This is a genomic window from Affinundibacterium macrobrachii, assembly GCF_014652415.1.
GTDB classification, from domain to species: domain Bacteria; phylum Pseudomonadota; class Gammaproteobacteria; order Burkholderiales; family Burkholderiaceae_D; genus Undibacterium; species Undibacterium macrobrachii.
In genome coordinates this window covers 214,219-239,539 of sequence record NZ_BMYT01000004.1, presented here as the reverse complement: position 1 = coordinate 239,539, position 25,321 = coordinate 214,219, and the positions used below count along the sequence as shown (strand labels likewise).

General features: G+C 46.3%; 26 protein-coding genes. 12 read left to right on the top strand and 14 right to left on the bottom strand.

What is annotated here, in order from left to right:
- Positions 1–17 precede the first annotated feature (17 nt).
- The 4 genes from pcnB to panB all read left to right on the top strand — a co-directional run bounded on the left by pcnB (position 18) and on the right by panB (position 3,460).
- Complete coding sequence (pcnB, locus tag IE103_RS13085) at positions 18–1,415, top strand: polynucleotide adenylyltransferase PcnB (RefSeq protein WP_189346576.1); 1,398 nt, start codon at positions 18–20, stop codon at positions 1,413–1,415.
- Positions 1,416–1,443: 28 nt separating this feature from the next.
- On the top strand, positions 1,444–1,920 hold the full coding sequence (gene folK / locus IE103_RS13080) for a 2-amino-4-hydroxy-6-hydroxymethyldihydropteridine diphosphokinase (RefSeq protein WP_189346575.1): 477 nt from the start codon (positions 1,444–1,446) through the stop codon (positions 1,918–1,920).
- Positions 1,921–1,948: 28 nt separating this feature from the next.
- Complete coding sequence (locus IE103_RS13075) at positions 1,949–2,296, top strand: DMT family protein (RefSeq protein ID WP_189346574.1); 348 nt, start codon at positions 1,949–1,951, stop codon at positions 2,294–2,296.
- 351 nt (positions 2,297–2,647) lie between these two features.
- Complete coding sequence (gene panB / locus IE103_RS13070) at positions 2,648–3,460, top strand: 3-methyl-2-oxobutanoate hydroxymethyltransferase (RefSeq protein ID WP_189346573.1); 813 nt, start codon at positions 2,648–2,650, stop codon at positions 3,458–3,460.
- 107 nt (positions 3,461–3,567) lie between these two features.
- On the opposite strand, the gene IE103_RS13065 is transcribed toward panB, so the two are convergent.
- Positions 3,568–4,329 (bottom strand): hypothetical protein, encoded by a 762-nt coding sequence (locus tag IE103_RS13065; protein WP_189346572.1) that lies wholly within the window; start codon positions 4,327–4,329, stop codon positions 3,568–3,570.
- A 423-nt stretch (positions 4,330–4,752) separates the two neighbouring features.
- Between IE103_RS13065 and IE103_RS13060 the strand changes: the two genes are divergently transcribed.
- The 3 genes from IE103_RS13060 to IE103_RS13050 all read left to right on the top strand — a co-directional run bounded on the left by IE103_RS13060 (position 4,753) and on the right by IE103_RS13050 (position 6,372).
- Positions 4,753–5,067: a hypothetical protein gene (locus IE103_RS13060; protein WP_189346571.1), complete on the top strand. Its 315-nt coding sequence runs from the start codon at positions 4,753–4,755 to the stop codon at positions 5,065–5,067.
- Positions 5,055–5,348, top strand: a complete 294-nt coding sequence (locus tag IE103_RS13055; RefSeq protein WP_189346570.1) for a type II toxin-antitoxin system RelE/ParE family toxin — start codon at positions 5,055–5,057, stop codon at positions 5,346–5,348. Before IE103_RS13060 ends, IE103_RS13055 begins: the two co-directional genes overlap by 13 nt.
- 61 nt (positions 5,349–5,409) lie before the next feature.
- Entirely contained in the window at positions 5,410–6,372 is a 963-nt protein-coding gene (locus IE103_RS13050) for a carbon-nitrogen hydrolase family protein (RefSeq protein WP_189346569.1), read from the top strand.
- 154 nt (positions 6,373–6,526) lie between these two features.
- Here the strand turns inward: IE103_RS13050 and IE103_RS13045 are convergent, their stop codons facing one another.
- From IE103_RS13045 to IE103_RS13015, 7 genes are all read right to left on the bottom strand, one after another.
- Positions 6,527–7,915, bottom strand: coding sequence for a S41 family peptidase (locus tag IE103_RS13045; protein WP_189346568.1), 1,389 nt, complete (start codon positions 7,913–7,915; stop codon positions 6,527–6,529).
- An 81-nt stretch (positions 7,916–7,996) separates the two neighbouring features.
- Positions 7,997–8,698, bottom strand: a complete 702-nt coding sequence (locus tag IE103_RS13040) for an SDR family NAD(P)-dependent oxidoreductase (protein WP_189346567.1) — start codon at positions 8,696–8,698, stop codon at positions 7,997–7,999.
- Positions 8,699–9,078: 380 nt separating this feature from the next.
- Complete coding sequence (locus IE103_RS13035) at positions 9,079–9,342, bottom strand: TIGR02450 family Trp-rich protein (RefSeq protein WP_189346566.1); 264 nt, start codon at positions 9,340–9,342, stop codon at positions 9,079–9,081.
- Between the two features lie 20 nt (positions 9,343–9,362).
- Positions 9,363–10,910, bottom strand: coding sequence for a cryptochrome/photolyase family protein (locus IE103_RS13030; RefSeq protein WP_189346565.1), 1,548 nt, complete (start codon positions 10,908–10,910; stop codon positions 9,363–9,365).
- Positions 10,911–10,918: 8 nt separating this feature from the next.
- Positions 10,919–12,307 (bottom strand): DASH family cryptochrome, encoded by a 1,389-nt coding sequence (locus tag IE103_RS13025; protein ID WP_189346564.1) that lies wholly within the window; start codon positions 12,305–12,307, stop codon positions 10,919–10,921.
- A complete protein-coding gene (locus IE103_RS13020) occupies positions 12,304–12,495 on the bottom strand; it encodes a DUF2256 domain-containing protein (protein ID WP_189346763.1) in 192 nt (63 codons plus the stop codon). The genes IE103_RS13025 and IE103_RS13020 overlap by 4 nt, the downstream gene beginning before the upstream one ends.
- 33 nt (positions 12,496–12,528) lie before the next feature.
- Complete coding sequence (locus IE103_RS13015) at positions 12,529–13,572, bottom strand: MerR family transcriptional regulator (RefSeq protein ID WP_189346563.1); 1,044 nt, start codon at positions 13,570–13,572, stop codon at positions 12,529–12,531.
- Positions 13,573–13,791: 219 nt separating this feature from the next.
- On the opposite strand from IE103_RS13015, the gene IE103_RS13010 reads away from it, so the two are divergent.
- The 3 genes from IE103_RS13010 (at position 13,792) to IE103_RS13000 (ending at position 14,892) form a co-directional block, all read left to right on the top strand.
- Positions 13,792–14,223 carry a thiol-disulfide oxidoreductase DCC family protein gene (locus IE103_RS13010; protein WP_189346562.1) on the top strand — a complete coding sequence of 144 codons (432 nt, stop codon included), beginning with the start codon at positions 13,792–13,794 and terminating at the stop codon, positions 14,221–14,223.
- Between the two features lie 63 nt (positions 14,224–14,286).
- A complete protein-coding gene (locus tag IE103_RS13005; RefSeq protein WP_189346561.1) occupies positions 14,287–14,598 on the top strand; it encodes a high-potential iron-sulfur protein in 312 nt (103 codons plus the stop codon).
- Between the two features lie 3 nt (positions 14,599–14,601).
- Complete coding sequence (locus IE103_RS13000; protein ID WP_268248971.1) at positions 14,602–14,892, top strand: TIGR03643 family protein; 291 nt, start codon at positions 14,602–14,604, stop codon at positions 14,890–14,892.
- 37 nt (positions 14,893–14,929) lie between these two features.
- On the opposite strand, the gene IE103_RS12995 is transcribed toward IE103_RS13000, so the two are convergent.
- From IE103_RS12995 to grpE, 6 genes are all read right to left on the bottom strand, one after another.
- The gene (locus tag IE103_RS12995; protein ID WP_189346560.1) at positions 14,930–16,534 is read right to left on the bottom strand and encodes an FAD-binding domain-containing protein; all 1,605 of its coding nucleotides are present in this window, start codon (positions 16,532–16,534) and stop codon (positions 14,930–14,932) included.
- 105 nt (positions 16,535–16,639) lie between these two features.
- Entirely contained in the window at positions 16,640–17,761 is a 1,122-nt protein-coding gene (locus tag IE103_RS12990) for an acyltransferase family protein (protein WP_189346559.1), read from the bottom strand.
- Positions 17,762–18,169: 408 nt separating this feature from the next.
- A complete protein-coding gene (gene can, locus IE103_RS12985; protein ID WP_189346558.1) occupies positions 18,170–18,838 on the bottom strand; it encodes a carbonate dehydratase in 669 nt (222 codons plus the stop codon).
- Positions 18,839–18,991: 153 nt separating this feature from the next.
- Positions 18,992–20,113: a molecular chaperone DnaJ gene (gene dnaJ, locus IE103_RS12980; protein WP_189346557.1), complete on the bottom strand. Its 1,122-nt coding sequence runs from the start codon at positions 20,111–20,113 to the stop codon at positions 18,992–18,994.
- A gap of 170 nt (positions 20,114–20,283) precedes the next feature.
- Positions 20,284–22,221: a molecular chaperone DnaK gene (gene dnaK, locus IE103_RS12975; protein WP_189346556.1), complete on the bottom strand. Its 1,938-nt coding sequence runs from the start codon at positions 22,219–22,221 to the stop codon at positions 20,284–20,286.
- A gap of 248 nt (positions 22,222–22,469) precedes the next feature.
- Positions 22,470–23,048 (bottom strand): nucleotide exchange factor GrpE, encoded by a 579-nt coding sequence (gene grpE / locus IE103_RS12970; RefSeq protein WP_189346555.1) that lies wholly within the window; start codon positions 23,046–23,048, stop codon positions 22,470–22,472.
- A 257-nt stretch (positions 23,049–23,305) separates the two neighbouring features.
- Between grpE and rfbB the strand changes: the two genes are divergently transcribed.
- Together rfbB and rfbA are read left to right on the top strand one after the other, a co-directional pair.
- Entirely contained in the window at positions 23,306–24,367 is a 1,062-nt protein-coding gene (gene rfbB, locus IE103_RS12965) for a dTDP-glucose 4,6-dehydratase (RefSeq protein ID WP_189346554.1), read from the top strand.
- A gap of 58 nt (positions 24,368–24,425) precedes the next feature.
- Entirely contained in the window at positions 24,426–25,316 is an 891-nt protein-coding gene (gene rfbA / locus IE103_RS12960; RefSeq protein WP_189346553.1) for a glucose-1-phosphate thymidylyltransferase RfbA, read from the top strand.
- Positions 25,317–25,321: the final 5 nt, after the last annotated feature.

Genomic DNA, 25,321 nt, shown 5'->3' with positions numbered 1-25,321 from the left:
GACAACAAGCACGAAGCATGATTAAGAAATTTATCCGCAAAATCTTAGGCGTTAAGAACCCTGACGACACCCTCGATCAAGGCAAAGCCAGCGCGAAGAAAAACAAGCCAAAAGTCTTGAGTGCGAAAGAGCATGGGATTGATCCCGCCTTGGTATCGAATAACGCGATACGCATCACGCAAACTTTGCAAGACAACGGATACAAAGCCTTTATCGTCGGTGGTGCGGTGCGCGATCTCTTGCTTGGCGTCAAACCAAAAGATTTTGACGTCGCGACCAACGCCACTCCCGAGCAAGTTAAACGATTATTCCGCCGTGCGTTCATCATTGGTCGTCGCTTTCAAATTGTGCATGTCATGTTTGGACAAGATCTGATTGAAGTCACCACCTTCCGCGGCGCAGCCAAGCATGAAGCACCCAAAGACGAACACGGCCGCGTATTGCGCGACAACACCTTTGGTGAACAACACGAAGATGCGGTAAGACGTGATTTCACCATCAACGCCATGTATTACGACCCCGCCAGCCAAACGGTATTGGATTACCACGGCGGGATTGCCGATATTCGCAAAAAGACTTTGCGCATCATCGGCGTACCAGAATTACGTTATCGCGAAGATCCAGTGCGTATGCTGCGCGTGGTGCGATTCGCTGCCAAACTCAAATTCACGATTGACGACGATACACGTGCGCCGATCAAAGTGATGGCACCCCTCATCAACAACGTGCCAAGCGCGCGCGTCTTTGACGAAATGCTCAAACTCTTAATGAGCGGCCATGCGATGGCTTGTCTGCAGCAATTACGCAAAGAAGGCTTACACCACGGCTTAATGCCATTGCTCGATGTTGTGTTGGAACAGCCTTTAGGCGAACGCTTCGTCACCTTGGCGCTCGCGAATACCGATGAACGCGTACAACAAGGCAAAACCGTTTCCCCTGGATTTTTATTCGCCTCATTACTCTGGCATCAGGTTTTAGAAAAATGGGAAGCCTACAAAGTCTCTGGCGAACTCCCTATTCCCGCATTGCACTTGGCGGCTGACGATGTCTTGAACACCCAAACCGACGCACTCGCTCTGCAACGTAAAATCGGTACCGACATGCGCGACATCTGGGCGATGCAACCGCGCTTTGAAAAACGCGTAGGCAAAGCGCCTTACAAATTATTAGAAAACAACCGCCTACGCGCTGGCTATGATTTTTTATTATTGCGTTGTGCATCTGGCGAAATCGACGCCGAGCTTGGCGAATGGTGGACTGACTTCATCAACGGTGACGAGCAAGAACGTGTGCGTCTTTTAAGTATCAAACCAAAAGCAAAATCAGCCGAGAGCGCACCTGCAAAAAAACGCCGCCCACGTCGCAGCCCGCATCGTCAATCCGGCGGCAAACCTAAAGCAGCACCGACAGAATAAACTACAGAATAAATTACAGAATAACAGTATGACCATCACTGCCTACATCGGGATCGGTGCCAACCTCGGCGATGCACGCGCGATGGTTGAATATGCAATAACAAAGCTCCGTAGTTTGCCGCAAACACAATTCGAGCAAGCCTCGTCACTGTTTATCACTGCCCCCATCGACTCCAGTGGCGATGACTATATCAATGCCGTGGTTGCGGTCAACACTGAATTAGAGGCGCTCGCCCTGCTTGAACATTTACAAGCTCTAGAATTATCATGCGGGCGTGAACGTCCGTATCGCAACGCGCCGCGCACCTTGGATCTCGATTTGCTGCTCTATGGTCAACACATCATCGACGTGCCGCACTTAAACGTGCCCCATCCACGCATGACGGAACGCGCCTTCGTCTTAATTCCGCTACTTCAGCTCGATCCCTTCGTTCAGATCCCAGGCAAAGGCGCCGCCCATCAATTTGCCCCAGCAGTGGCGGATCAAGGCATACGAAAACTCTAGCGCTCATTAGTCTAAGCGAACTCAGCCCATGCAAATCCCTGTCATCATTCAAACTACTGGTCTCTTAATCCTGTCGAATGTCTTCATGACGTTTGCATGGTATGGTCACCTTAAGAATCTCAATAGCAAGGCTTGGTATATTGCAGCATTTGTTAGTTGGGGCATCGCCCTTTTTGAATACTTACTCCAAGTCCCCGCGAATCGTATCGGTTACACTCAGTACAGTTTGGCGCAACTCAAAATTCTGCAAGAAGTCTTAACGCTCTTAGTCTTTGTCCCTTTTTCGATGATCTATATGAATCAGCCGTTTAAGTTAGACTATGTGTGGGCGGGATTATGCTTAGTGGGCGCTGTGTATTTTATTTTTAGAAGTTAGGATGCTTGAACCCAGATTTTCCATTAGGCGCACCTGCAGTGCTATTTGTGTGCTGACGGTGCATTTTTGGCCATTTTTGCTGCTCTTCGTTGTCAATAGCTCGCTATTGACGCCTCATTCGCAACAAAACTGCCTCAAAAAGTGCATCCGTCATCATCACAAATCCTAATGGGAAATCTGGGTTAAAAAAACTGCCGCAGCCTTGTTGTAGCGTCTTGCCGTACTCAAGGTACTGTCTGCGAAGCTACGCCTAGCTGGGACAGTTTTTCAAGCATCCTAAATTAGCCCAAATTAGCCAAATCATGTCGCTTTATAAGTAACATGTGAACTTCACAAACCAAAGGAAACATCGTGGCTGAATACTTACAAGACCGCAAAGCGGTCACCATCACGACACTCAACACCCTGCGCGAGCAAGGCGAAAAAATCACCATGTTGACCTGCTACGACGCCAGCTTTGCCGCCATGATGGATCGATGCGGCGTAGAGATTTTATTAATCGGCGATTCGCTCGGCATGGTATGCCAAGGCCATAGCTCCACCCTGCCCGTCACCAACAACGACGTCGCCTATCACACCGCCGCCGTCGCACGCGGTAACGACAAAGCCTTCATCATCGCCGACATGCCATTCGGTACCTACGCCACACCCGAATCCGCATTTAACAACGCGGTGCAGTTGATACAAGCTGGCGCGCAAATGGTCAAAGTCGAAGGCGGCACATGGATCGCACCCATCATCAAATTCCTGACCGAACGCGCCATCCCCGTCTGCGCCCACCTAGGCCTAACGCCACAGTCAGTGCACCAATTAGGCGGCTACAAAGTCCAAGGCAAAACCACGGCAGCAGCAGATCTACTCAAAGCCGAAGCGCAATTATTACAAGAAGCTGGAGCAAGCTTATTAGTCTTAGAAGCCATCCCCGCAGGCCTGGCAAAAGAAGTCACCGATCTCTTACACATCCCCACCATAGGCATAGGCGCAGGCCCCGATTGCTCAGGCCAAGTTTTAGTCATGCACGATTTACTCGGCGTGTTCCCCGGTCGCAAAGCACGTTTTGTGAGGAATTTTATGGAGGGGCAAACCAATATTGATGCGGCGATTAAGGAGTATGTGGCGGCTGTGAAGGATAAGAGTTTTCCTGCTGCTGAGCATTGTTTTTAGCACCCAGCTGAGCTTCGGCAGGTACGGAGCGATTTTGTGCTAATGTTCGAGCGTCAGCGAGAGACACAAAAGACGCGTAGTACAAGCCGTCATGCTTGAACCGCTTGCTAGGCCTCTGCTACTTCTAATATTACACTCATCTGAGTGTTCGGATTCCAGTAAATACCACCACCATATTTGAAATATTCTTTGATTGAACTCAATGTTTCCGTATGCGACTCAAATAATGTAAAACGATAGTTTTTACTAATATCTGAGGATTTCGAGTCGGTTGTAACAGTTATAGACATGCCATATTCACCTGACTTCCAACAGAACCTTTTTTCAAAAAAAGTAAATGCAGGCAGAACAATTTCACTTGGATGTTCATAGACCTCCTTATGACTTTCATCATCTTTTATTTCTTTTTTATGCGCCCTAAAGTCAGCGAGTAGGCGTCCCTCAATTTCTTGATACTCCCTTTCGTCGTCCCTGCTAAAAAAATTTAGAAAGTTTGTAATATGTGCCCACTCATCGCTTGGATTTAAAGAAAAGGTCGTAAAGAGAACCGTGTTTTGATCATTCTGATTCTGCAAGTAATTTTGCGCTGGCAACTCTACCAAATGCTTCCCATCTTTTGAGATAGATACCTTAATATCTTTAACTCTGACTCTACGACCTCCAATGTTATTAAGAATAAGATGCAATTGAAGGTTTGGATTACCTAATTTATGCGTGATTGAAATTTTTGAATAAAGCTCTAAGTCAAGTTTAGCTCTTTTCAACATTACGTGAATAGGGGGAAGTTGAGACAAAACTAGGGAAGTAATTGAGACAACGACAGCCCAAAATTTCCAGTCCATATAAAAGGGTACAGCGATATTTTCCATCAAAAACTCCGATATTATTTGTTGAGTCTAACTTTAATTTAATTTAACAAAAATAAATACTAAATTGTCGAGTAAAGAAACATAATTTGTTCGAAGCCACTTGAAGTGCGCATGAAATCTAGCATGACTTGCTTATACTGAACGCAAACATAGCATCACTAAATCGACAAAATTATCACTTCACAGTCCACCGTAAATCCCTCAGTTATTTATACTACTCGATTAGCGCATCCAATTAAGCAACTGCTTATCATTGGAAAAATCAGCGGTGCCGTCGTGATCGGGCTCAGATAGGTACAACTCCATACCCCCATCCAATAATTTAAAAAACAATACACATTAACAGCCTCTTACATTGCACAGAAAAACAAAAGGTGCTACTTTAGTGTTACCCATTATTTTTTCAAAGCACCGAGGCTTGCCATGTCCACGACATCACTCAAACTACCCGACGAACTCAAGCAGAAAGCCAGTGCTGCTGCGATGGATTTGGGTGTCACGCCACATGCCTTTATGGTGGAAGCGATTCGTAAAGCGACGCTCGCTGCAGAAAAACAAGCTGCATTGATCAATGACGCACGGACCGCGCGTGCTGCGACTTTAGAATCAGGATTGGGCTATGCGGCTGATGAGGTTCATCAACACTTGCGTGACCGTATTCAGAAAAAAATGGACGCGGCGAGTAAGAAAAAAACTGTCGCGCCTACAAAACTCACTGCCAAACCATGGCGCGCATAATTTATTCACAACGGGCGCTTGATGATCTCGAACGACTCGTCGATTTTTTGTTCGACAGTGATCCTAACATCGCCTTACAAACCGTCGATTTAATTCAAGAAGCTATTTCGCTACTGGAGCATCATCCGCTGATTGGTCGCCCTATCAAAAATGATCTACACGAGTTAATTATTTCACGCGGCAACACTGGCTGTGTTGGGTTATACAGTTTTGAAGAAATCGATGATGTGATTCTTGTTCTGGCGATTCGACATCACCGCGAAGCTGGCTATCAAGACTAAATTTCGATTGATACTTTCACCATTCAACATTCTTCTTCCACTCTATCTCACAAATATTCTCATGATCACCAATCACCAAGACAAAATCACCGTCGCTCTAGCTCAAATCGCCCCCGTCTGGCTGAACCGCATCGCCACCACTGCGAAAATGCTTGATTACGTACAGCAAGCCGCACAGCAAGGTGCGCGCTTGGTTTGTTTTGGTGAGACTTTATTACCCGGTTATCCGTTTTGGTTAGATCTGACCGATGGTGCGCGTTTTAATGATGAGGTGCAAAAGGATTTGCATTCGCATTATGTGGCGCAAGGGGTGGATATTGAAGCGGGTGATCTTGATGCATTTTATGCGGCGGCGAAACAGTATCAGATCGCGATCATGCTCGGTTGTTTGGAGCGTCCGAAAGATCGCACGGGTTATAGCGTGTATTGCTCTTGCGTGTATATCGGCGCTGACGGTGTGATCGGATCAGTGCATAGAAAATTGATGCCGACTTACGAAGAGCGCCTGACGTGGGCGGCGGGTGATGGACATGGTTTGCGTACGCATGCGCTGGATGGTTTTACTGTAGGTGGTTTGAATTGTTGGGAAAACTGGATGCCTTTATCGCGTGCCGCTTTGTATGCACAAGGAGAAGATTTGCATGTGGGGATTTGGCCTGGCAATTTGCGCAATACCGAAGACTTGACGCGCTTTATTGCGAAGGAAGGCCGTAGTTTTAGTATTGCCGTATCTGGCTTGATGCGCAAACAGGATTTTCCGGTAGATACTCCGCATTTGGATCTGATTTTGGCACGTTGCCCGGACGTCTTGGCGAATGGTGGTTCGTGTATTGCTGCACCGGATGGTAGCTGGGTTGTCGAACCCGTGATTGATCAAGAGTGTTTATTGATTGCGACTTTGGATAGAAATCACGTTCGGCGTGAACGGCAGAATTTTGATGTTGCTGGACATTATTCTCGGCCGGATGTCACGCGTTTAGTGGTGAATCGCCAGCGTCAGCAGTTGGCTAGTTTTGAGGATTGATTTGGTTTTATTGCACTGGCAATTAGAGTTTGCTTGCTTGAATGCGTTTGCATTTGCTGAGGCGCCCTCATCCGCTGCCCCCGAATTTGCAACCCCGCCGCTTGCGGGAGTAGGGAGTTTCCGACAGAGCTTATACTAAGGCACTCAGCTCAATTTATTCAATTGCACTGGCTAATTTCACGATGCTGTCTTGCTGCATGTTTTTTAAAGTTTGAATTGCCGCTTCTAAGCCTGCATCTTTGTTTGCGCGCAAATCCATCTTGTTCAAACTCACTTGCTGATCTGGAATCACGCCGACGCGTTCTATGCGTTTGCCATTGACGGGGGCGAAGTCGATTTCGCTATACGCCAAGGCACCACCACCGGGTACATTGGCGTAGCCCATATAACCGAGCAAGCAGCCGCAACTTGTTTCGCCTAAGACTTTGGCGCGACCTATGGCTTGCAAACTGCTGGCGAGAAATTCACTCGCGCTTGCACTGTCGCCATCGACTAAAACGACCACGGGGCCAAGATAAGGATTTTTCACGCCGCGTAGTTCGAGTTCTAATTTGCCGGTGCTAATTAATCCAAAAAACAGAGCCGGTGGTTTGCCGCTGCGCGTAATGCGCTTACCGATCGGCACTGTTCCTTGCACTAATTGATTCATCATGGCTAGAGAAACGCCGAGTGAGCCGCCGCCGTTACCACGCAGATCAATGATTAAACCTTTGGCCGCGCGCACTTTGTCGTAATTAGCTTCGATTTGTTTGCCCAAGCTGGCATCAAAACTACTCATGCGGATATAGCCAATCTGCTCATCCAACATTTTGCCGTTCAGACTATCGCTTACTGGCAATTGGGTGCGTTGTAAAACGACATCCATAGTGCTGCGATCATTCCGTTCTACTTGTAGAGCGATGTTGTCGCTCGGAGCATCCAAGTCACCGCTATTTAATATGCGCTTCACCGACTTGGCTTGCGCTCGCTCCGAGGAATTTTTGCGTACCTTACTCAACTGAAAACGCCACCATTCATTTGCATCGACGCCTTCAATTTTTAATAGACGATTACCTTTGGTGATACCCGCTTTTTCAGCGGGCGAATCTTTCGCAACACCCGTCACAATCAATTCGCCTTGCAATTCCGCGACACCTAAACCAATGGTGTAAGCCGCCTTCTCTTTAAAATACGCATATTGTTTTGCTGATAGCACACGGGTGTGCGCATCGCCCAGTTCGCCCACCATGTTGTCTAAACTTTTCCAAAATGCTTCATCACTTGGCGCACTAAAAATACGTGGTTGATATTCTTCACCAACTCTCTTCCAATCTACGCCATTCAAGTTAGGGTCAACATAAGCCTCATTGACGCGGTTCCATACAAAATCATAAGCACGTTGCTTGGTATCGCTATCTAACGCGACGCCAGCCGCAGGGGCATTATTTCCGAACCCACGCGTGAGTATGTGATTCGGGTCTATCGCAGCACAGGCAAGCAGCAACTGAATCAGCGCTAAAGACAAGCTCCGTTTCAACCACAGTTGAATCGTCATTTTTTGCATGCACTACTCGCTTTCTTGATTAAATGAATTACCTAGAGGTTACATTGGGGGTAAGCGCATTCTAACTTTACAAACCAGTTATTACCACGGCAAGCGCTCTCCTTTATAACTCAAGAAACTCGCGTGATCGTCTGCTTGTAGTCGATCAATCACTTCTAACATTTCTTGCGCTGCTTGCTCGGCGGGTCGACCAATCTCTGCACCACGAAAAGGTTGTGATAGTGCCGAATTGACTGTACCCGGATGTAGCGCAAACACGATTGCATTGGGCTGGGTTCGTTTAATTTCTATGGCGGCAGTTTTGATCATCATATTCAATGCCGCTTTTGATGCACGATAGCTATACCAACCACCAAGACGATTGTCTTCTATGCTACCCACCTTCGCCGAAAGCAGCGCGAACACACCACGCTGTTTATCGAGTAGCTTGGAAAAATGTCGCAGCACGATCGCGGGGCCAAAGGTATTCACCATAAAGGTCGCTTGCATTTGCGCCATGTTCAAGTCACCTAATTTTTTCTCGGGCATAAATTCTTGCTGATGCAAAATACCAGCGGCGTGAATAATCAAATGAAACGGTCCTTTTGCTTTGATCTGTTCTGCCACGTTTTGTATGCTGGCTTCATCAGTCAAATCGATTGCTGGATCTGAGTGTCGATGCAGTGCGACGACCTCGGCGCAGCGTGGATTGTGCTGCAAGGCGCTGACAAATGCTGCACCGATGGCACCGCTCGCACCGATCACGCATGCGCGAAATTGTTCTGGGAAGGATTGACATTGCATTGGGTGGATCTCTGTCAAAATAAAGCGTGGTTAAATGTAATATGGAGAATGTAACTGCGTAGGTGTCAACTAAAATAAGGACGATCCTGAAACGGCTAAAACGCTCCGTTTACTCCTTCCCCTTCAAGGGGAAATTGGTGGGGTTTCGCAAAGCATGCTTTGCGCCATCAATTTCTAAGCCGCTTATAAGCGGCGCGGTGACAGGTTGGGATGGGGATGGGTTTCAATCGATTAATTGACGTACTTCCTGTGCAAATTAAACCCATCCCCACCCTAACCCGCCCCTTGAAGGGGCGGGAATCTTCGGCTCCTACCACTTACCTCCAATTTTGATTTTTTGCTACCTAGAGATGCCAACATCAAAGCTTGTAGAGCGCACATCAAAGCCAACCTTGCTTCCATCGTTCGGCATCTTGCAATTCTCGCCAAGCGATGATTTGTTTATTACCCGAATAAACTGCTTCCATCTCAATTTCGGTAATCGGCAAACTTAGGTCATCAGGTTGCAGCACACGGCTGACCAAAAAATGTTTTTGCTTGGCGATGACCTTTACCGCCGTCCATTTCGTCAGCAAGAGTTTTTTCGGATTGAGTTGAACTGGGCGACCTCTTGTTTGTGATTGCGTTTGATTTGGAGAATGCATTTTCACCTCACTTTTTATAGTCACAGCGCATCTAAATTCTGGCGCAAAACAATCGCTCGTTCGTTCAAATCCTGCCGTGCTTCTGCACTCATTTTTCGTAACTGCGGATACACCATACCTATGCGTGGATTGCTCGCCAATTGTTTTTCATTACGCGAGAAAAAATCCCAATACAACGCATTGAATGGACAAGCATTTTCGGTGGTACGTTGCTTCTTATCGTAATGACAGCCCTTGCAATAATTGCTCATGCGATCAATGTAAGCGGCACTCGATACATAGGGCTTGGTCGCTAACACACCACCATCAGCGTACTGACTCATGCCCAAAGTATTCGGTAGTTCTACCCATTCAAATGCATCGATATACACGCCAAGATACCATTCGTGAACACGCTGCGGATGCAAACCTGCAAGTAGCGAAAAATTACCGATCACCATCAGGCGTTGAATGTGATGTGCATGCGCTTGTTGCAAAGATTGTCCAATCGCATGCGATAGGCAGCGCATCTTGGTCTTGCCAGTCCAAAACCAAGTCGGCAATTCGGCTTGATGATCAAACACATTTTCTTGCGCATAATCGGGCATAAAATGCCAATACACGCCACGCACGTATTCTCGCCAACCGAGAATTTGTCGAATGTATCCCTCGGCGGCGGCAATCGATACCTCTCCACGTGAGTACGCCGCCTCAACCGCGGCGATCACCTCGCGCGGGCTTAACATCTTGACGTTTAATGCAAACGACAACAGCGAGTGAAATAAACGCCATGCCTTGCTACTCATCGCATCTTGAAAATCTCCAAAATGCGGCAATGCCAAACGCACGAAAGCCTGCAATTGCGTCAAGGCTTCGTCGCGGTGTAAAGGCCAAGCAAACGCACTGGCATTGGGTTCACCAAAACTTTTCACACCTGCATTTTGTATCGTCGCCCACAAGGCACTGTGATCGTGGCGAGGCCGAAAATCTTCTGGTTCCCACGGCAATCCTGGCCATGCTTTACGATTATCGTGATCAAAATTCCATGCACCACCGGTAGGATCTTGCCCCGTCATCAACACTTGATATTTGACGCGCATTTGTCGATAGAAATGCTCCATCAACCATTTCTTGCGGCCTTCAAAAATTGTGCCTGCTTCTTCTCTCTGCGTTAGAAAGTGTTCGCTATCAAACATATAGCAACGCAACGCCGTGGTTTGCACAAATGCTTGTAATTGCCGATCCAAGCGATATTCATCCGGTGCTTGATATTGAAATTCTTGCGCTTGCACCATTTGTGCCAGTTTCTCAATATTGGCAGGAATCGCATGTAGATTGTCTGGATCATCTATAGTCAAGTAATGCACACGATGTCCTGCCAACTGCAAACGGCGAGCAAACTCGCGCATACCAGCAAAGATCGCGATGATCTTTTGCGCATGATGCAGAACATAATCCGTCTCTTGACGCACCTCCATCATCACGTACAACACATCGTCGTGCTGATGCGCAAACCAACTGTGTTGTGAATTTAACTGATCGCCTAAGATCAGGCGCAAGGTATGCGCTGGTTGCTGATAGTTGTTCATGATTTTGTTTACCTTGTGTTCCAAAGTGTGCGATAGCTTCGATCAGCATCATGCTGTTTTGCTTGCTTCTGCGGATCAAACCAACGCCCTCCTAAATAGCCGCGAGGATCGGTTCCTAAACCCGCCAAGTACAAGCAATTTCCTTGGTTGCTGTACACATCATAATCAAGCAATTGCGATTCAAACCAAGCAGCAGCAACGCGCCAATCACCACCTAACTCATGTAGCCAATAACTGATGACTTGCTGACGCAGGCGATTCGATAAATACCCAGTACTGATCAGCTCACGCATCGCTGCATCAATTAAAGGCTCACCCGTCATCGATTGCGTCCACGCTTGAAATTTTTGCTCATCAAAAGCAGGCAAATCGACCGGCAATTTTGATAAACCGCTGGCACGATACAGCCGCACGCCGTACTTACAATGCAAAAAACGAAAATAATCACGCCACAGCAATTCAAACCAAATCCAGTAAGTGCTGTCGCTTTGCCCTTTTTCCGCTTCAAACTCGCGCAATGCAGCTATCACTTGCGGTGCCGAAAGCGCACCACTCGCCAGCCATGGCGAGAACTTGGTCGAGAAGCGCGTACCCTGTAATTGATTACGTGTTTGTTTATAAGAGTGTGGCAACTCGGAAGAGAAGTAGTTTTTTAGATGCGCATGTGCAGCACGACTGCCGCCGCGAAACTCGGGCAAAAAATATGGGAACGAACTGCGCACATCATGAAGATCATGCATGACTTGAGTATCAACATCATCAAGGGCGTCAAGCTGAGGCTGGCTTTGCTTACTCAAATGCACAGAAAACTTTTCTAATGTGGCGTCACGCAATGCGAACGATGCAGAGAGCGCACATGGCACTACTTGTCGTATCGGATATGCCGCGTGTTCTATCTTGTGTCGAAATGCCGTGAACTGATCTGGCATCTGCGCTATGTCGAAATCGAACGATGTTGGATCGTACATTGTCGATTGCCATACCGCTTGCACATCGATCTGCAATGCCCTCACAGCATCTACCTGCGCACGCTCTTCTGGTGCCGCGATATCTTCGCAAAAGATAGTGTGAAGCGTATAGGTTTGCGCTAGCGCTATCCAAAATGCTGATTGCGCACTAAGCTCGCCATCCAATTCAATTAATTCAAATCCAAACTGCTGCAACTGCTCGCGTAAATCTAACAAACTATCGCGCAAAAAAAATCGACGATGAGCGGATAAACGCGCAAAACCCCACTGCGTGTGTTCAACATGCAAAGCGCCTTGCGCGGTGGTGTGACAAAACAGCGGAAGTAATTGCGCTCCCGTACGCCGCGCGTATGCACAGGCAGCATTCAATGCCGGATTATCTTCAACTCGAAGATCATTTCGAAACCGATAAATAACAAGCTTTTTCATATGTGCTTTACCGAGGCGATTACGGAATTGCTAGTTAAATTTTTCACCGATGCGCTAGACCGTGCTCGACGACAACGCTCAGAACAATACTTGACTGAGGCCCAGTCTTTTTCCCACTTCTTACGCCAAGTAAAAGATAAACCACAGACTTCACATAGCTTGCTTGGCAAATCCGATTTTTTACGCATTTTCATGGCGCGCTTTCTCGAGAATATTCAATTTCAATACTGAATACCTTCTGCCTGCGCTACACGCACTAAGGCTTGCTCCAGTGCAGAACGTGCATGCGCCGCGGTGTAATGCAAGTCACGGTGTAGACTAGCGTCGTCTTCATTGCGGTTCTCACATTGCGCGCTGTAGCGTTCAAAGCTGGTCAGCATTTGCAGCAAATCGACTAAATGACGTGGACATTCGCAATGAATACTCGTGGCGAATTTGGCGATGTGCGTTAAGTGTTCATCATCGAGCAAACGTGCTGGGATTACATTGCTTTTCTTATTTCGCGCGGCATCGGCAGGTCGAGCACCATTTTTCTTCAGGCGTCCCATACGCCCTTGCTGCTCCACAAGCGTGAGTGCGCGTGCCATCGCAACGCGGCATAGATGATCTATTTCCAGCATATCTGAAGGAATGCGGGCAACATGAAAACCCGCAAGTCGCAATTGACGAATCGCGTCACTTGAAGCGAATCGATACAAAATTAGCACCGCCGTCGCCTGACAAGCTTGTTGAGCCATTCCTAAGAGTGGAATTTGTTCTTCTGGTGCGGTCAATTCGCCTTGTTCAACCACCATCACATCGACTTTGACATCTTTCAACTGCATCGGTGCTTGCTTCAGATTGAAGGCAGTTTGCACCAAGCTCAATTTGCTTTGATCTGGATTTAAATTAATCAAGGATTGGCGCAACATCACGCCGACCAACGCAATTCTCAACATGCCATTACTGAGTTGAACTTGCGACTGTGCCGCAGGCAAATTTGCCACCGCGCTTAACATCGCCAGTAACTGTTGCAAATCAAGATGCGCCACCGCACCAATCGAATTGCCGGCATCAACCAATTGTTTGATCAGACCTAAACGCCGCACATCCTCAAATGAATATTGCCGCTGCCCACGTTCTGAACGACTCGGATCTGTCACGCCATAGCGCCGCTCCCACACGCGTAAAGTCTCCACAGGAACACCTGATAAACGTGCCGCAGCACCACTGCGGTAAGTGGCATTCGCCTCATTGGCGGCCGACTTTACTGTTTGATTATTCATAGTTCACCCACTTTTTTAGCAAATTGATCGTAAAAGAAGCATTTCAAGAAAATGACAAAACACCAGAAAAGAACCGATATTGAACCGAATAAAATCATCATAACACAAGTTTTAACGGTTCACTTATTGGACATCATTTCCGTTTTGGACTACTCTATATCAAATAGAATGACCCAATAATTCATTATCAAAATTACACGCAACGTAGCAGTGATAACAATGACAGCAATGAAAAACGCACCAACACAAATAAATACGCACCACGAAAAACAGGCAGCAAAGCCAATTTGCACAGTTTATTTCGATGGTGCATGCCCCTTGTGTGCGAAAGAAATCGCCACCTACCAAACATGGCGAGGCGCTGACAAAATTGAATGGGTAGATGCAAGCCGCTGCGAAGAAATCGAGCTAGGAACACAACTCAATCGACAACAAGCACTCAACAAGTTGCACGCACGTGATGAAACGGGACAACTCGTATCAGGAGCGGCTGCATTTATTGTGATGTGGCGACAATTACCTACCCTTGGCTGGATCACGCCCTTACTCGAAAGGCGCTGGGTAATTGCTTTGTTAGATAATTTATACCACGTCTTTCTAAAGTTTCGACCGCTTTGGCGCAAGCCAATTGGCGAAAAATTTGATCGCTAAGTTTGATCAACTAAGCAGTACCGAGAATCAAATCAATTAATTACATTATCTATAAAGGAATTCATGATGAAATCACGTCGTCAATTTTTAATTCAAGCCGTTCCCGCTGCCTTAGGCTTGGGAGCCGCACTCAAGGTCAACGCTCAAGCAAATCGCGTCGATGAAGCAGCGCCCGGTTCAGTTGCTCTTGGCTATAAACATGACGCAAGCAAAGTGGACACGAAAAAATTCCCTGCATATGCCGCTGGAAAGAACTGCGCTAACTGCATGCTGTATCAAGGAAAAGCAACAGACGCATGGGCAAACTGTGCTGCTCTGGGCAACAAGCAAGTCGCAGCAAAAGGATGGTGCATGGCTTGGGCAAAGAAAGCCTAAACCATGACGCCAACAATTGATCAAGCGGCCATGGATCAAGCAAGCGTCGATCAAGCTACCATCGATAGAGTGATACAAATGGCGTGGGAAGATCGCACCACTTTCGACGCCATCCAACGCCAATTTGGCTTGAACGAGAGTGCAGTGATTCGGCTAATGCGTAAGTCGATGAAAGCATCGAGCTTCAAAATGTGGCGTAGCCGGGTGACTGGTCGTAAAACAAAACATCAAGCTTTGCGCAGCACAGATGTGATGCGATTTAAATCGCGTGATCAGAAGAATCGGGATTTTTGAACCAGATTTCTTGGAACTAGATTTTCAACATGAGAATTTAGAAATCAAATCCCAGTTGGGGCGCTTGTTCGATATCGCTGGTCGAACTGGCGTCTTGCTGTTTTACTCGTTTAGTCGATTTTCCTGCGCGCTTTGTACTTCCTGCACTACGTGTATTACGTGATCCGTGTTTCTTGACTACGGCTGACTTCGCTGCCCTCACTTCCGCTTGTCCACGCACTGCAAATAGTTTTGCTTTTGCTTCACGTGTCGCGACATCTAGATCAACTACGGGAATAGGAATTTCTCGTCCAAGCTGTATGCCACATGCAGCTTGGACATCTGCAGGCATGGTCCAAGGTTCAAACAAAAACAAATCAGGTACTTTACGCATCGCCGGCAACCAGCGTCGCACAAAGATGCCTTTCGGATCATGATCATGCGCTTGTTTAATTGGGTTGTAGACGCGTGGCACATTGATGCCTGTAGTACCCGCTTGCATTTGCATTTGGCTCCAATGTATCCCCGGCTCATAGTCGATAAATTGCGTCGCCAACCAAGTCCCAACGCGCCGCCAATCTAACCACAGCGGATAGGACGCAACGGAGACCAACATGGCACGCATACGAAAATTAATCCAGCCAGTCTCACGCAACATGGCGATACAGGCATCGACCATAGGCCAACCTGTACGACCTTGTATGAATGCCTGAAAATGGGCTTCATTCCAATCTTGCTCGCGCAAACCATCATAACCGCGATGCATATTTTGATATTCAATCTCGGGTTCCGATTCCAATTTTTGAATGAAGTGGCAATGCCAGTAAAGCCGGCTAATAAAAGCATTTAAGCCCTGCTTCATCCGTCCCGCGGATGGATGCTGCGACATCACAGCATCCTCATGCAGTTGCTCCATACGCTGTACCGTCGCATGCACGACCTCGCGCAAGCTTAAACAGCCAAACGTCAAATAAGGTGAAAGCCTAGAACAAGCATCAGGCGCTGATAAGGGAGAAGAAATTCCACCACGATAATAGGCACTGCGTTCAAGTAAGAAAGACGACAATACAGCAAGACCGACTTGACGCCCACCGCGCTGCCGACGTGGCGTATCAGCTTGGTGCAAATGAAGTCGATCGGCAGAAGGCGGCAACGCATCTTGCCACGGCATATCAACAAACTGTAATTGTGCAGGTACAGGCAAGCAAATTTGCTCAACGTGAGCGTCCCAACTCGCCTTCCAAAGATCACGATCAGCCAAACGCCGCACCACGCCAAATTGTCGGAACTCTAGCCAATTAATTTGTTGAGTACGACACCATCGTCCAACCGCCAAATCACGTTGATAAGTCCAAGCATTACCCGTTTCTTCATGCGCATACAAACTATGAAAAGGCGCTCGCTCATGCAAAGCCTGTAACACTTCCAACATATCGCCAGTCACGACATGCAAACGACCGCCGTGCTGTTTCAATTCCACATAGAGATCACGCAAACTCTCTAGGATGAACTCAAAATGCTGGCGCGCTGCATCCGCTTGCTGCCACAGCTCTGGTTCGACAACATATAAGCAAAGGATAGGACCGCGTAAAGCCGCCTCGAACAAAGCTGCATGATCATGCAAGCGCAAATCGCGTTTAAACCAAACAACGCTGTAGGACATAGTTAAAGCGAAAAGAAATTGAAGCTCTTAGTATTCCAGATCGCTATCAGCGTGGCCTTAAGAAATGCGGGTCAAACTGCACTCGTACTCATACCGGACAATTTTTTATCCCTTATACGGAAAATAACGATCTCGTAAGCGCATGAACGGCATCTCGACCAAACGATACAATACATACGCTGCTAACAAACTCAGTGCAAACATCGCAGCAATTCCCAGCGCTGATTTCACCGAAATATCCCAAACTTGAAATGGACGTAGCAAGGCATTCATCAATGGTTTATGCACCAGATAAAGTGCGTAAGACCACAGCGCCAAAACAGATGCGCCGGGAATGCGCCAACGATATAGATAAGAATTCGGACTTAATCCGGCCAAAGTCAATAGCGCAAATCCACAAGCTAAAATGCTATAGCCAAAGGTCGTGGTGAACCACAAAAAGCCCTGCGCTTCAACAAAACTAAAGTGAGTGAACAACACCATCGCAAGCGCAGTCGTTACCACGCCCGCGATGAAACTATGGTGACCGTACTTGAGTGAGCGGGTCCAAATCGGTGAATGAAAATTTTTCAACAGAGCCAGTGCCACGCCGGGCAGCAACTCATCAAAACGACACCAAGTTGAATAGTAAATATGGATGTAGTACTGGGTATAGTCATCACCAACTTGCTGCCACATCCAATAACGCATGCCTGCAGCCGCGGCCATTGCTAACAACAAGACGGACCACATGGCGCGAACCGATTTTAAATATGCAATCGTGGCAATCGCTATTAAAGGCAAGACGACATAAAACTGCTCTTCGATACTCAACGACCACGCATGCGAAAATGCCGAGCCGGGTTTTAAATCAAAATTTTGTGTGAAGGTAAGAAACTTCCACAGCGGCGTCACTGCCTTTCCACCTGCTTCGACCGGAAACAAAAAATAGATCGACAGCACCACATAGAAATTCGGCAAAGTTCGCAATGCACGGCGGATATAAAAGGTCTTGAGCGAAAACCCCTGCTCACTTTTTAGACCTGCAAATATTTGATTACCGATCAAATAGCCACTCAAGACAAAAAACAAATCAACCCCAACCCAACCGATTTCACTCAGAAAACCAAAGCTAGGCTCATGGCTGACAAATACCATGTAGTGATACATCAAAACCAACAGGATCGCGCAGGCGCGCAAGGTATCTAAACCATTGATTCGAGAGATAGGTGGGGCAAGAGATTTCATGCTCTGAGATTGCTTAAGAAGGGAGAAAATTAAGATCCAGCACAAGACTTGGATCTCCAGCCAAAAAGCTGGTCATTATTCATGAAATCAGGGCAATTTGTCTCACTATTCTTAAAATAAGATTCTCTTAAGTCTGTAATGCCGTTCAGTTAAGCCCAAAAAATTGATGTGTCATCCCTGCGGAGGCAGGGCCCTAGTGTCTTTAGACTTCCACGACGCTAGATTCCCGCCTACGCGGGAATGACAGTCTTTGAACTTATTCGCTTAACTGAACAGCATTACTCTTAAGTCTGCTGTTTTTAACTGGGCTATTAAAAAACAAGAGGCAACAAGATCACAACAAAAAAGCGAAGTATCCAAACTGGATTACTTCGCTTCCTCATTAAATCAAGACGACACTACTTCAAATTATTCCGCGTATCTCGCCAAACTACGCTCCAAATGTGGCGCCAACATTTGTGGTGAATTGATCGACATACCAAGCTCATTTAACAAGCCATCTTGAATACCATACACCCAGCCGTGCACTTCAACTGATTGTCCACGCTCCCAAGCATCTTGAATGATCGTCGTTTGGCAAACGTTCACGACTTGCTCGATCACATTCAACTCACACAAGCGATCGACGCGTACTTTTTCAGGCAGCACTTCAGCTAAATATTTTTCATGTTTTTGGTGCACATCTTGTACATGGCGTAACCAGTTATCCGCCAAACCGACTCGACGACCAGTCAAAGCCGCTTGCACACCGCCGCAACCATAATGGCCGCACACAATAATATGTTTTACCTTCAATACATCTACCGCAAATTGCAATACCGACAGGCAGTTCAAATCAGAATGAACAACTAAATTAGCAATATTACGATGTACGAATAATTCACCCGGCAATAAGCCCAACAATTCATTCGCGGGAACACGGCTATCTGCACAACCTATCCACAGATATTCAGGGCTTTGTTGTTCTGCAAGTTTTTTAAAAAAATTAGCATCGCGGCTCAGAATCTCTGCAGCCCAATCACGATTGTTTTCAAATAATTGATCCGGAGTAACGCTTCCGCGTATAACTTCTCTCATATTCTTCCCTATTTATTTTTAGCGACGACATTTTACCTTTTTTAGAGGAATCAATCGAATTAAACCCCACAAAATCAAAGCCTTAAACGTCCGCGCATAAAAAAAGCGCAGATAAAAAATTATCTGCGCTTTGATTTACCATCAATAAATTCTCTATTCAAAGAACTTTTTGACTTTATCCATCCAAGATTTACTTTGCGGGCTGTGTTTAGAACCACCTTCAGTCGTCAACTGTTCAAAACTACGCAACAAATCTTTCTGCTTCTCAGTCAACTTCACTGGCGTTTCAATCACAACGTGGCAGAACAAATCGCCAGCATAGCCAGAACGAACACCTTTGACGCCTTTACTACGCAAACGGAAAGTTTTACCCGATTGCGTACCTTCAGGAATAGTGAATGTCGCTTTACCACTCAAAGTTGGTACTTCGATGTCGCCACCTAAAGCAGCTTTGACAAAGGAAATCGGAATTTCGCAATGCAAATCATCGCCTTCACGTTGGAAGACCTGATGTGGTTTGATATGAATCTCAACATACAAATCACCTGGTGGACCGCCATTAATACCTGGCTCACCATTACCTGAAGAGCGAATCCGCATGCCATTGTCGATACCAGCAGGAATCTTCACTTCCAAAGTCTTGTTGCGCTTAATACGACCAGTTCCATTACATGGATTACATGGATCGGTAATCATCTTACCTGTGCCATGACACTTAGGACAGGTTTGTTGAATACTGAACAGACCTTGTTGCATACGCACTTGGCCATGACCTGCACAAGTCGTACAAGTGACGGGTGAAGTACCTGGCTTGGCGCCAGAACCATGACAGGTTTCGCATTCGTCATAGCTTGGTACGCGTATCGTCGTATCAAAACCGTTGGCAGCCTGCTCCAAGGTAATTTCTAAGTTGTAGCGTAAATCGGCACCACGATACACCTGTGGACCAGAACTACGACCACGACCACCGCCAAAAATGTCGCCAAAAATGTCGCCGAATGCATCTGCAAATCCAGCGCCGTGACCGCCGCCACCGCCGCCCATATTAGGATCGACACCAGCGTGACCATAGCGGTCATAAGCTTCGCGTTTTTGCGGATCAGACAGCATTTCATAAGCTTCTTTTGCTTCTTTAAATTTGTCTTCCGCAGTTTTACTGTCCGGATTTCTATCCGGATGATATTTCATCGCCAGCTTGCGATAAGCCTTTTTGATTTCATCATCTGAGGCATTTTTTGCAACGCCCAGAATTTCGTAAAAATCACGCTTCGCCATCTCGATTACACCTTGTTTTCATTAGAGTATTGCGTTTATCAAGCTTCTAAACCTCTCAACACAGAGACACAGAGGCACAAAGAAAAACAATTAAAGCACCTGTTTTTCTCTGTGAACCTCTGTGTCTCTGAGCCTCTGTGTTTAGAGGTTTTGACTTACTTTCCGCTAGATTACTTACTGTCTTTCACTTCTTTAAAGTCAGCATCGACGACGTCGTCATCTTGTGGTTTCGCATCTGCACCAGGTGCCGCACCTGCCGCACCGCCGGCTGCGGCTTGTTGTGCTTGCATATCTGCATACACTTTTTCACCCAACTTTTGCGATGCTGTCGATAAATTACCGAGCTTGGTATCGATCTCTGCTTTATCGCCTGATTTCAAGACGTCTTCCAACTCTTTAATTGCTGCTTCTATTTTCTCTTTTTCACCAGCTTCTAACTTGTCGCCGTGCTCAGCCAAGGCTTTCTTGGTTGAGTGAACCAATGCATCACCTTGATTGCGAGACTCAGCCAATTCTTTGACTTTTTTATCTTCTTCCGCATTCAATTCCGCATCTTTCACCATTTTTTGAATTTCTTCTTCAGTCAAACCTGAGTTTGCCTTAATGGTGATCTTGTTCTCTTTACCGGTTGCTTTATCTTTTGCGCCTACATGCAAGATACCGTTCGCATCGATATCGAAAGTCACTTCAATTTGTGGTGTACCACGTGCTGCTGGTGGAATACCTTCCAAATTAAATTCGCCCAAGCCTTTGTTACGTGCAGCGATTTCGCGCTCACCTTGGAACACTTTAATCGTCACCGCAGGTTGGTTGTCATCCGCAGTCGAGAACACTTGGCTGAACTTGGTTGGAATCGTCGTGTTCTTTTGAATCATCTTGGTCATCACGCCGCCCAAAGTCTCGATACCCAAAGACAATGGTGTGACGTCCAACAACAACACGTCTTTACGATCACCAGACAAGACAGAACCTTGAATCGCCGCACCAACCGCAACCGCTTCATCAGGATTCACGTCTTTACGTGGTTCTTTACCGAAGTATTCTTTGACCAGTTCTTGCACTTTTGGCATACGAGTCATACCACCGACCAAGATCACGTCATCGATGTCTGAGGTTTTTACGCCTGCATCTTTGATCGCCAAACGGCATGGCTCGATCGTTTTTTGAATCAACTCTTCAACCAAAGCTTCCAACTTAGCGCGAGTGATTTTCAAGTTCAAATGCACAGGTGCGCCGTTTGCCATCGCAATATACGGCTCGTTGATTTCAGTTTGCTGTGAGCTAGACAATTCGATCTTCGCGCGTTCTGCAGATGCTTTAATACGTTGCAAAGCGATAGGATCTTTGGACAGATCCAAACCATTGATTTTCTTGAACTCGTCAATGATGTAGTCGATCACGCGTTGGTCGAAGTCTTCACCACCCAAGAAAGTATCGCCATTCGTTGACAATACTTCGAATTGCATTTCACCATCAACGTCAGCGATTTCAATGATAGAAACGTCGAACGTACCACCACCCAAGTCATACACTGCAATCTTACGATCACCTTTTTCTTTTTTATCGAGACCGAAAGCCAATGCCGCAGCAGTTGGTTCGTTAATGATGCGTTTGACGTCCAAACCAGCGATACGACCCGCATCTTTGGTTGCTTGACGTTGTGCATCGTTAAAGTACGCTGGAACAGTGATAACCGCTTCAGTCACTTCTTCACCGAGGTAGTCCTCAGCGGTCTTTTTCATCTTACGCAACACTTCTGCAGAAATTTGTGGTGGCGCCAACTTCTTGTCACGCACGGAAACCCATGCATCACCGTTGTCTGCTTTAGAAATGCTATATGGCATCAAGCCGATGTCTTTTTGTACTTCTTTTTCATCGAACTTACGGCCGATCAAACGTTTTACCGCATACAAAGTGTTTTTTGGATTAGTAACAGCTTGGCGTTTTGCTGATGCACCGACCAAAATCTCGCCATCTTCCTGATACGCAATAATGGATGGCGTGGTACGCGCACCTTCTGCATTTTCGATCACTTTTGGCTGGCCGCCTTCCATTACAGCGACGCAAGAGTTGGTTGTACCCAAATCAATACCGATCATTTTTCCCATGATATTTCCCTATCCTTAAAAATTATATTTTTGAACTTGGCGAGCTACATTTTGCAAAAATCAACAAACTGCGCTCTTCTGTTTCTGATGTATGGCAAATAAACTGCTTTTCAAGATACTTTTCGCATTTTCTTTAGATTTTTATGCGTTTTCTCTTACTTTTTACTGCTTTTATCTAGTTTCAGACTGATTTACAGTGCATATCGAGCGCATTTAGACGCTCTCTAAATCAATATTACTTGCTGAATTTACTTGCCTTGCGCAACGGTAACCAATGCTGGGCGCAACAAACGATCTGCAATCATGTAACCTTTTTGCAAGACTGTCACAATCGTGTTTGCTTCTTGTTCTGCAGGCACCATCGATACCGCTTGATGCTTTGTCGGGTCAAGCTTCTCGCCCTGTTGTGGATTAACTTCAAGTAGGCGATTTTTCTCGAAAGCGGCATTGAGTTGCTTTAAAGTCATCTCAACACCTTCTTTAATTGATTCGACCGTTTGCGTTTCAACTCTCAAACCCATCTCGAGACTATCTTTTACTGGGACTAAAGATTCCGCAAAGCTTTCGATCGCAAATTTATGTGCTTTTGAAATATCTTCTTGCGCACGACGGCGAATATTTTCACCTTCCGCTTTGGCACGCATAAACGCATCTTGCAATTCCAGCACTTTCGCTTCTAACTGCGCCAAAGTCTCCGCTGAAACACCTGGCTCGATGACGGCCTCAGGTTCAACCTGATTTTGCGCAGCAGCTGCCTGGAAGGCTTCAACATCAACGGATGTTGCTATTGTTTCAGTATTTTCTACTGGCTTATCTTGCTCTTGCATTCACAATCTCCATAAAAATCAAGCATTGCCCATATAAATGAGGTGGGTATTCAACAATTCAAGAGGAAAAATGCGCTTTTTTGCGTAAAAAACAGAAATAACTTAGCAAAAAGTGAGAAATATTGAAGTCAAATTACCTTAATTGCAACTTGCATATCCAGCGAGGTATAAAAAGCACTACTCAGATACCGAAATAACACCCAAGTGGCGTAAAATTGCGGACTTTCATAAAAAAACAATCAAGATCGGATTTCAGCATGATTTTAGTGACTGGCGGCGCAGGTTTTATCGGTGCAAATTTTGTTCTGAATTGGCTCGCAACAAATAATGAGTCGGTCATTAATCTGGATAAGCTCACCTACGCTGGCAATCTTAATAATCTCAGATCATTAAAAGATGACGCACGCCATTTGTTTGTGCATGCCGACATCAATGACAAAGTAACGGTTGATCGTCTATTACAAGAACACCGTCCCAGAGCGATTGTGCATTTTGCAGCAGAAAGCCATGTTGACCGTTCAATTCATGGCCCTGCCGCGTTTATCGAAACTAATGTCAACGGCACGTTTAGCCTTTTAGAATCCGTTCGGAGTTATTGGCAAGCTTTGCCAGATGCAGAAAAAACTGCATTTCGCTTTTTGCATGTTTCAACCGATGAAGTGTATGGCAGCTTAGAAGCGAACGATCCTCCATTCACTGAAACCACAGCGTATGCGCCGAATAGCCCTTACTCAGCATCAAAAGCTGCGTCCGATCATTTGGTACGCGCTTACCACCATACTTATGGTTTGCCGACCTTAACCACCAATTGCTCGAACAACTACGGCCCTCTGCACTTTCCAGAAAAACTGATTCCACTGGTGATTACCAATGCTCGTGCAGGAAAAGATTTACCGATCTATGGTGACGGTAGCCAAGTCAGAGATTGGTTATACGTGAGTGATCATTGCACAGCCATTCGCCGAGTTTTAGAGGCGGGACGCCCAGGTGAAACTTATAACATCGGCGGTTGGAATGAAAAAACCAATTTAAATGTAGTGCACACCATCTGCGACCTATTGGATGAATTGCAGCCAAAAGCGAGTGGCAGCTATCGCGATCAAATTCGCCATGTAAAAGATAGACCCGGTCACGATAAACGCTATGCGATAGACGCACGCAAAATTGAGCGCGAACTTGGCTGGAAACCAGCCGAGTCATTTGAAACTGGTTTGCGTAAAACGGTTAGTTGGTACTTGGCAAACGATGCTTGGACCGAACAAGTTCTCTCTGGCGAATACAAGAATTGGGTCAATCTGCAATATCAAAATCAAGCCTAAACCCGCAATAAATCCGTAATAACTAAGATACGAAGAAAACTAAAAAGAAGAGACTTCCATGACGCAAACTCAACGTAAAGGCATCATATTGGCGGGCGGCTCAGGCACCCGCCTTTATCCTGTGACGAAATCGGTATCCAAGCAGTTGTTACCGATCTACGATAAACCCATGATTTATTACCCACTAACGTCGTTGATGTTAGCGGGCATACGAGACATTCTCATCATCTCAACGCCACAAGATACGCCTCGCTTTCAAGAGCTTCTTGGTGATGGCGCACAGTGGGGTATTAATCTTAGTTACGCGGTTCAGCCGTCGCCAGATGGCTTGGCACAAGCCTTTATTATCGGTAAAGAATTTGTCGGCAATTCACCATCAGCTTTAATTCTAGGTGACAATATTTATTACGGTCACGAGTTTGAAGCTATGCTGCGTAGTGCGAATAGCAATCAAGAAGGCGCAACCGTTTTTGCCTATCACGTGCATGATCCTGAACGCTATGGCGTGGTGGATTTTGATGCACAGCGCAATGCAATCAGCATAGAAGAAAAACCACTCAAACCAAAATCAAACTACGCCGTCACTGGCCTGTATTTTTACGATCAACAAATTTGCGATATTGCGGCCAACATCAAACCCTCGGCGCGTGGCGAATTAGAAATTACTGATGTGAATAATGTCTATTTACAGCAGGGTCAGTTGAAAGTTGAATTGATGGGCCGCGGTATGGCGTGGTTGGATACCGGCACGCATGACTCCCTTTTGGATGCGAGCCAATTTATCGCTACGATAGAAAAACGTCAGGGCTTAAAAGTCGCCTGTCCGGAAGAAATTGCATTCCGCAAGGGATACATCGATGCACTTCAATTAGAGAATTTGGCACAGCCCTTAAAAAAGAATGAATACGGTCAATATTTATTGCGCTTACTGAATCAAACAAGTTTTTAAAAGTA

Coding starts and splice junctions, on each gene's coding strand:
- folK (WP_189346575.1), top strand. CDS start 1,444: ATGACCATCACTGCCTACATCGGGATCGGTGCCAACCTCGGCGATGCA.
- IE103_RS13050 (WP_189346569.1), top strand. CDS start 5,410: ATGATCACCAATCACCAAGACAAAATCACCGTCGCTCTAGCTCAAATC.
- IE103_RS13065 (WP_189346572.1), bottom strand. CDS start 4,329: ATGGAAAATATCGCTGTACCCTTTTATATGGACTGGAAATTTTGGGCT.
- IE103_RS13055 (WP_189346570.1), top strand. CDS start 5,055: ATGGCGCGCATAATTTATTCACAACGGGCGCTTGATGATCTCGAACGA.
- IE103_RS13015 (WP_189346563.1), bottom strand. CDS start 13,572: ATGAATAATCAAACAGTAAAGTCGGCCGCCAATGAGGCGAATGCCACT.
- IE103_RS13045 (WP_189346568.1), bottom strand. CDS start 7,915: ATGCAAAAAATGACGATTCAACTGTGGTTGAAACGGAGCTTGTCTTTA.
- IE103_RS13000 (WP_268248971.1), top strand. CDS start 14,602: ATGACGCCAACAATTGATCAAGCGGCCATGGATCAAGCAAGCGTCGAT.
- IE103_RS13020 (WP_189346763.1), bottom strand. CDS start 12,495: ATGCGTAAAAAATCGGATTTGCCAAGCAAGCTATGTGAAGTCTGTGGT.
- IE103_RS13075 (WP_189346574.1), top strand. CDS start 1,949: ATGCAAATCCCTGTCATCATTCAAACTACTGGTCTCTTAATCCTGTCG.
- IE103_RS13010 (WP_189346562.1), top strand. CDS start 13,792: ATGACAGCAATGAAAAACGCACCAACACAAATAAATACGCACCACGAA.
- IE103_RS13035 (WP_189346566.1), bottom strand. CDS start 9,342: ATGCATTCTCCAAATCAAACGCAATCACAAACAAGAGGTCGCCCAGTT.
- can (WP_189346558.1), bottom strand. CDS start 18,838: ATGAGAGAAGTTATACGCGGAAGCGTTACTCCGGATCAATTATTTGAA.
- IE103_RS13030 (WP_189346565.1), bottom strand. CDS start 10,910: ATGAACAACTATCAGCAACCAGCGCATACCTTGCGCCTGATCTTAGGC.
- dnaJ (WP_189346557.1), bottom strand. CDS start 20,113: ATGGCGAAGCGTGATTTTTACGAAATTCTGGGCGTTGCAAAAAATGCC.
- pcnB (WP_189346576.1), top strand. CDS start 18: ATGATTAAGAAATTTATCCGCAAAATCTTAGGCGTTAAGAACCCTGAC.
- rfbA (WP_189346553.1), top strand. CDS start 24,426: ATGACGCAAACTCAACGTAAAGGCATCATATTGGCGGGCGGCTCAGGC.
- dnaK (WP_189346556.1), bottom strand. CDS start 22,221: ATGGGAAAAATGATCGGTATTGATTTGGGTACAACCAACTCTTGCGTC.
- IE103_RS13025 (WP_189346564.1), bottom strand. CDS start 12,307: ATGAAAAAGCTTGTTATTTATCGGTTTCGAAATGATCTTCGAGTTGAA.
- IE103_RS12990 (WP_189346559.1), bottom strand. CDS start 17,761: ATGAAATCTCTTGCCCCACCTATCTCTCGAATCAATGGTTTAGATACC.
- IE103_RS12995 (WP_189346560.1), bottom strand. CDS start 16,534: ATGTCCTACAGCGTTGTTTGGTTTAAACGCGATTTGCGCTTGCATGAT.
- IE103_RS13005 (WP_189346561.1), top strand. CDS start 14,287: ATGATGAAATCACGTCGTCAATTTTTAATTCAAGCCGTTCCCGCTGCC.
- grpE (WP_189346555.1), bottom strand. CDS start 23,048: ATGCAAGAGCAAGATAAGCCAGTAGAAAATACTGAAACAATAGCAACA.
- IE103_RS13040 (WP_189346567.1), bottom strand. CDS start 8,698: ATGCAATGTCAATCCTTCCCAGAACAATTTCGCGCATGCGTGATCGGT.
- rfbB (WP_189346554.1), top strand. CDS start 23,306: ATGATTTTAGTGACTGGCGGCGCAGGTTTTATCGGTGCAAATTTTGTT.
- IE103_RS13060 (WP_189346571.1), top strand. CDS start 4,753: ATGTCCACGACATCACTCAAACTACCCGACGAACTCAAGCAGAAAGCC.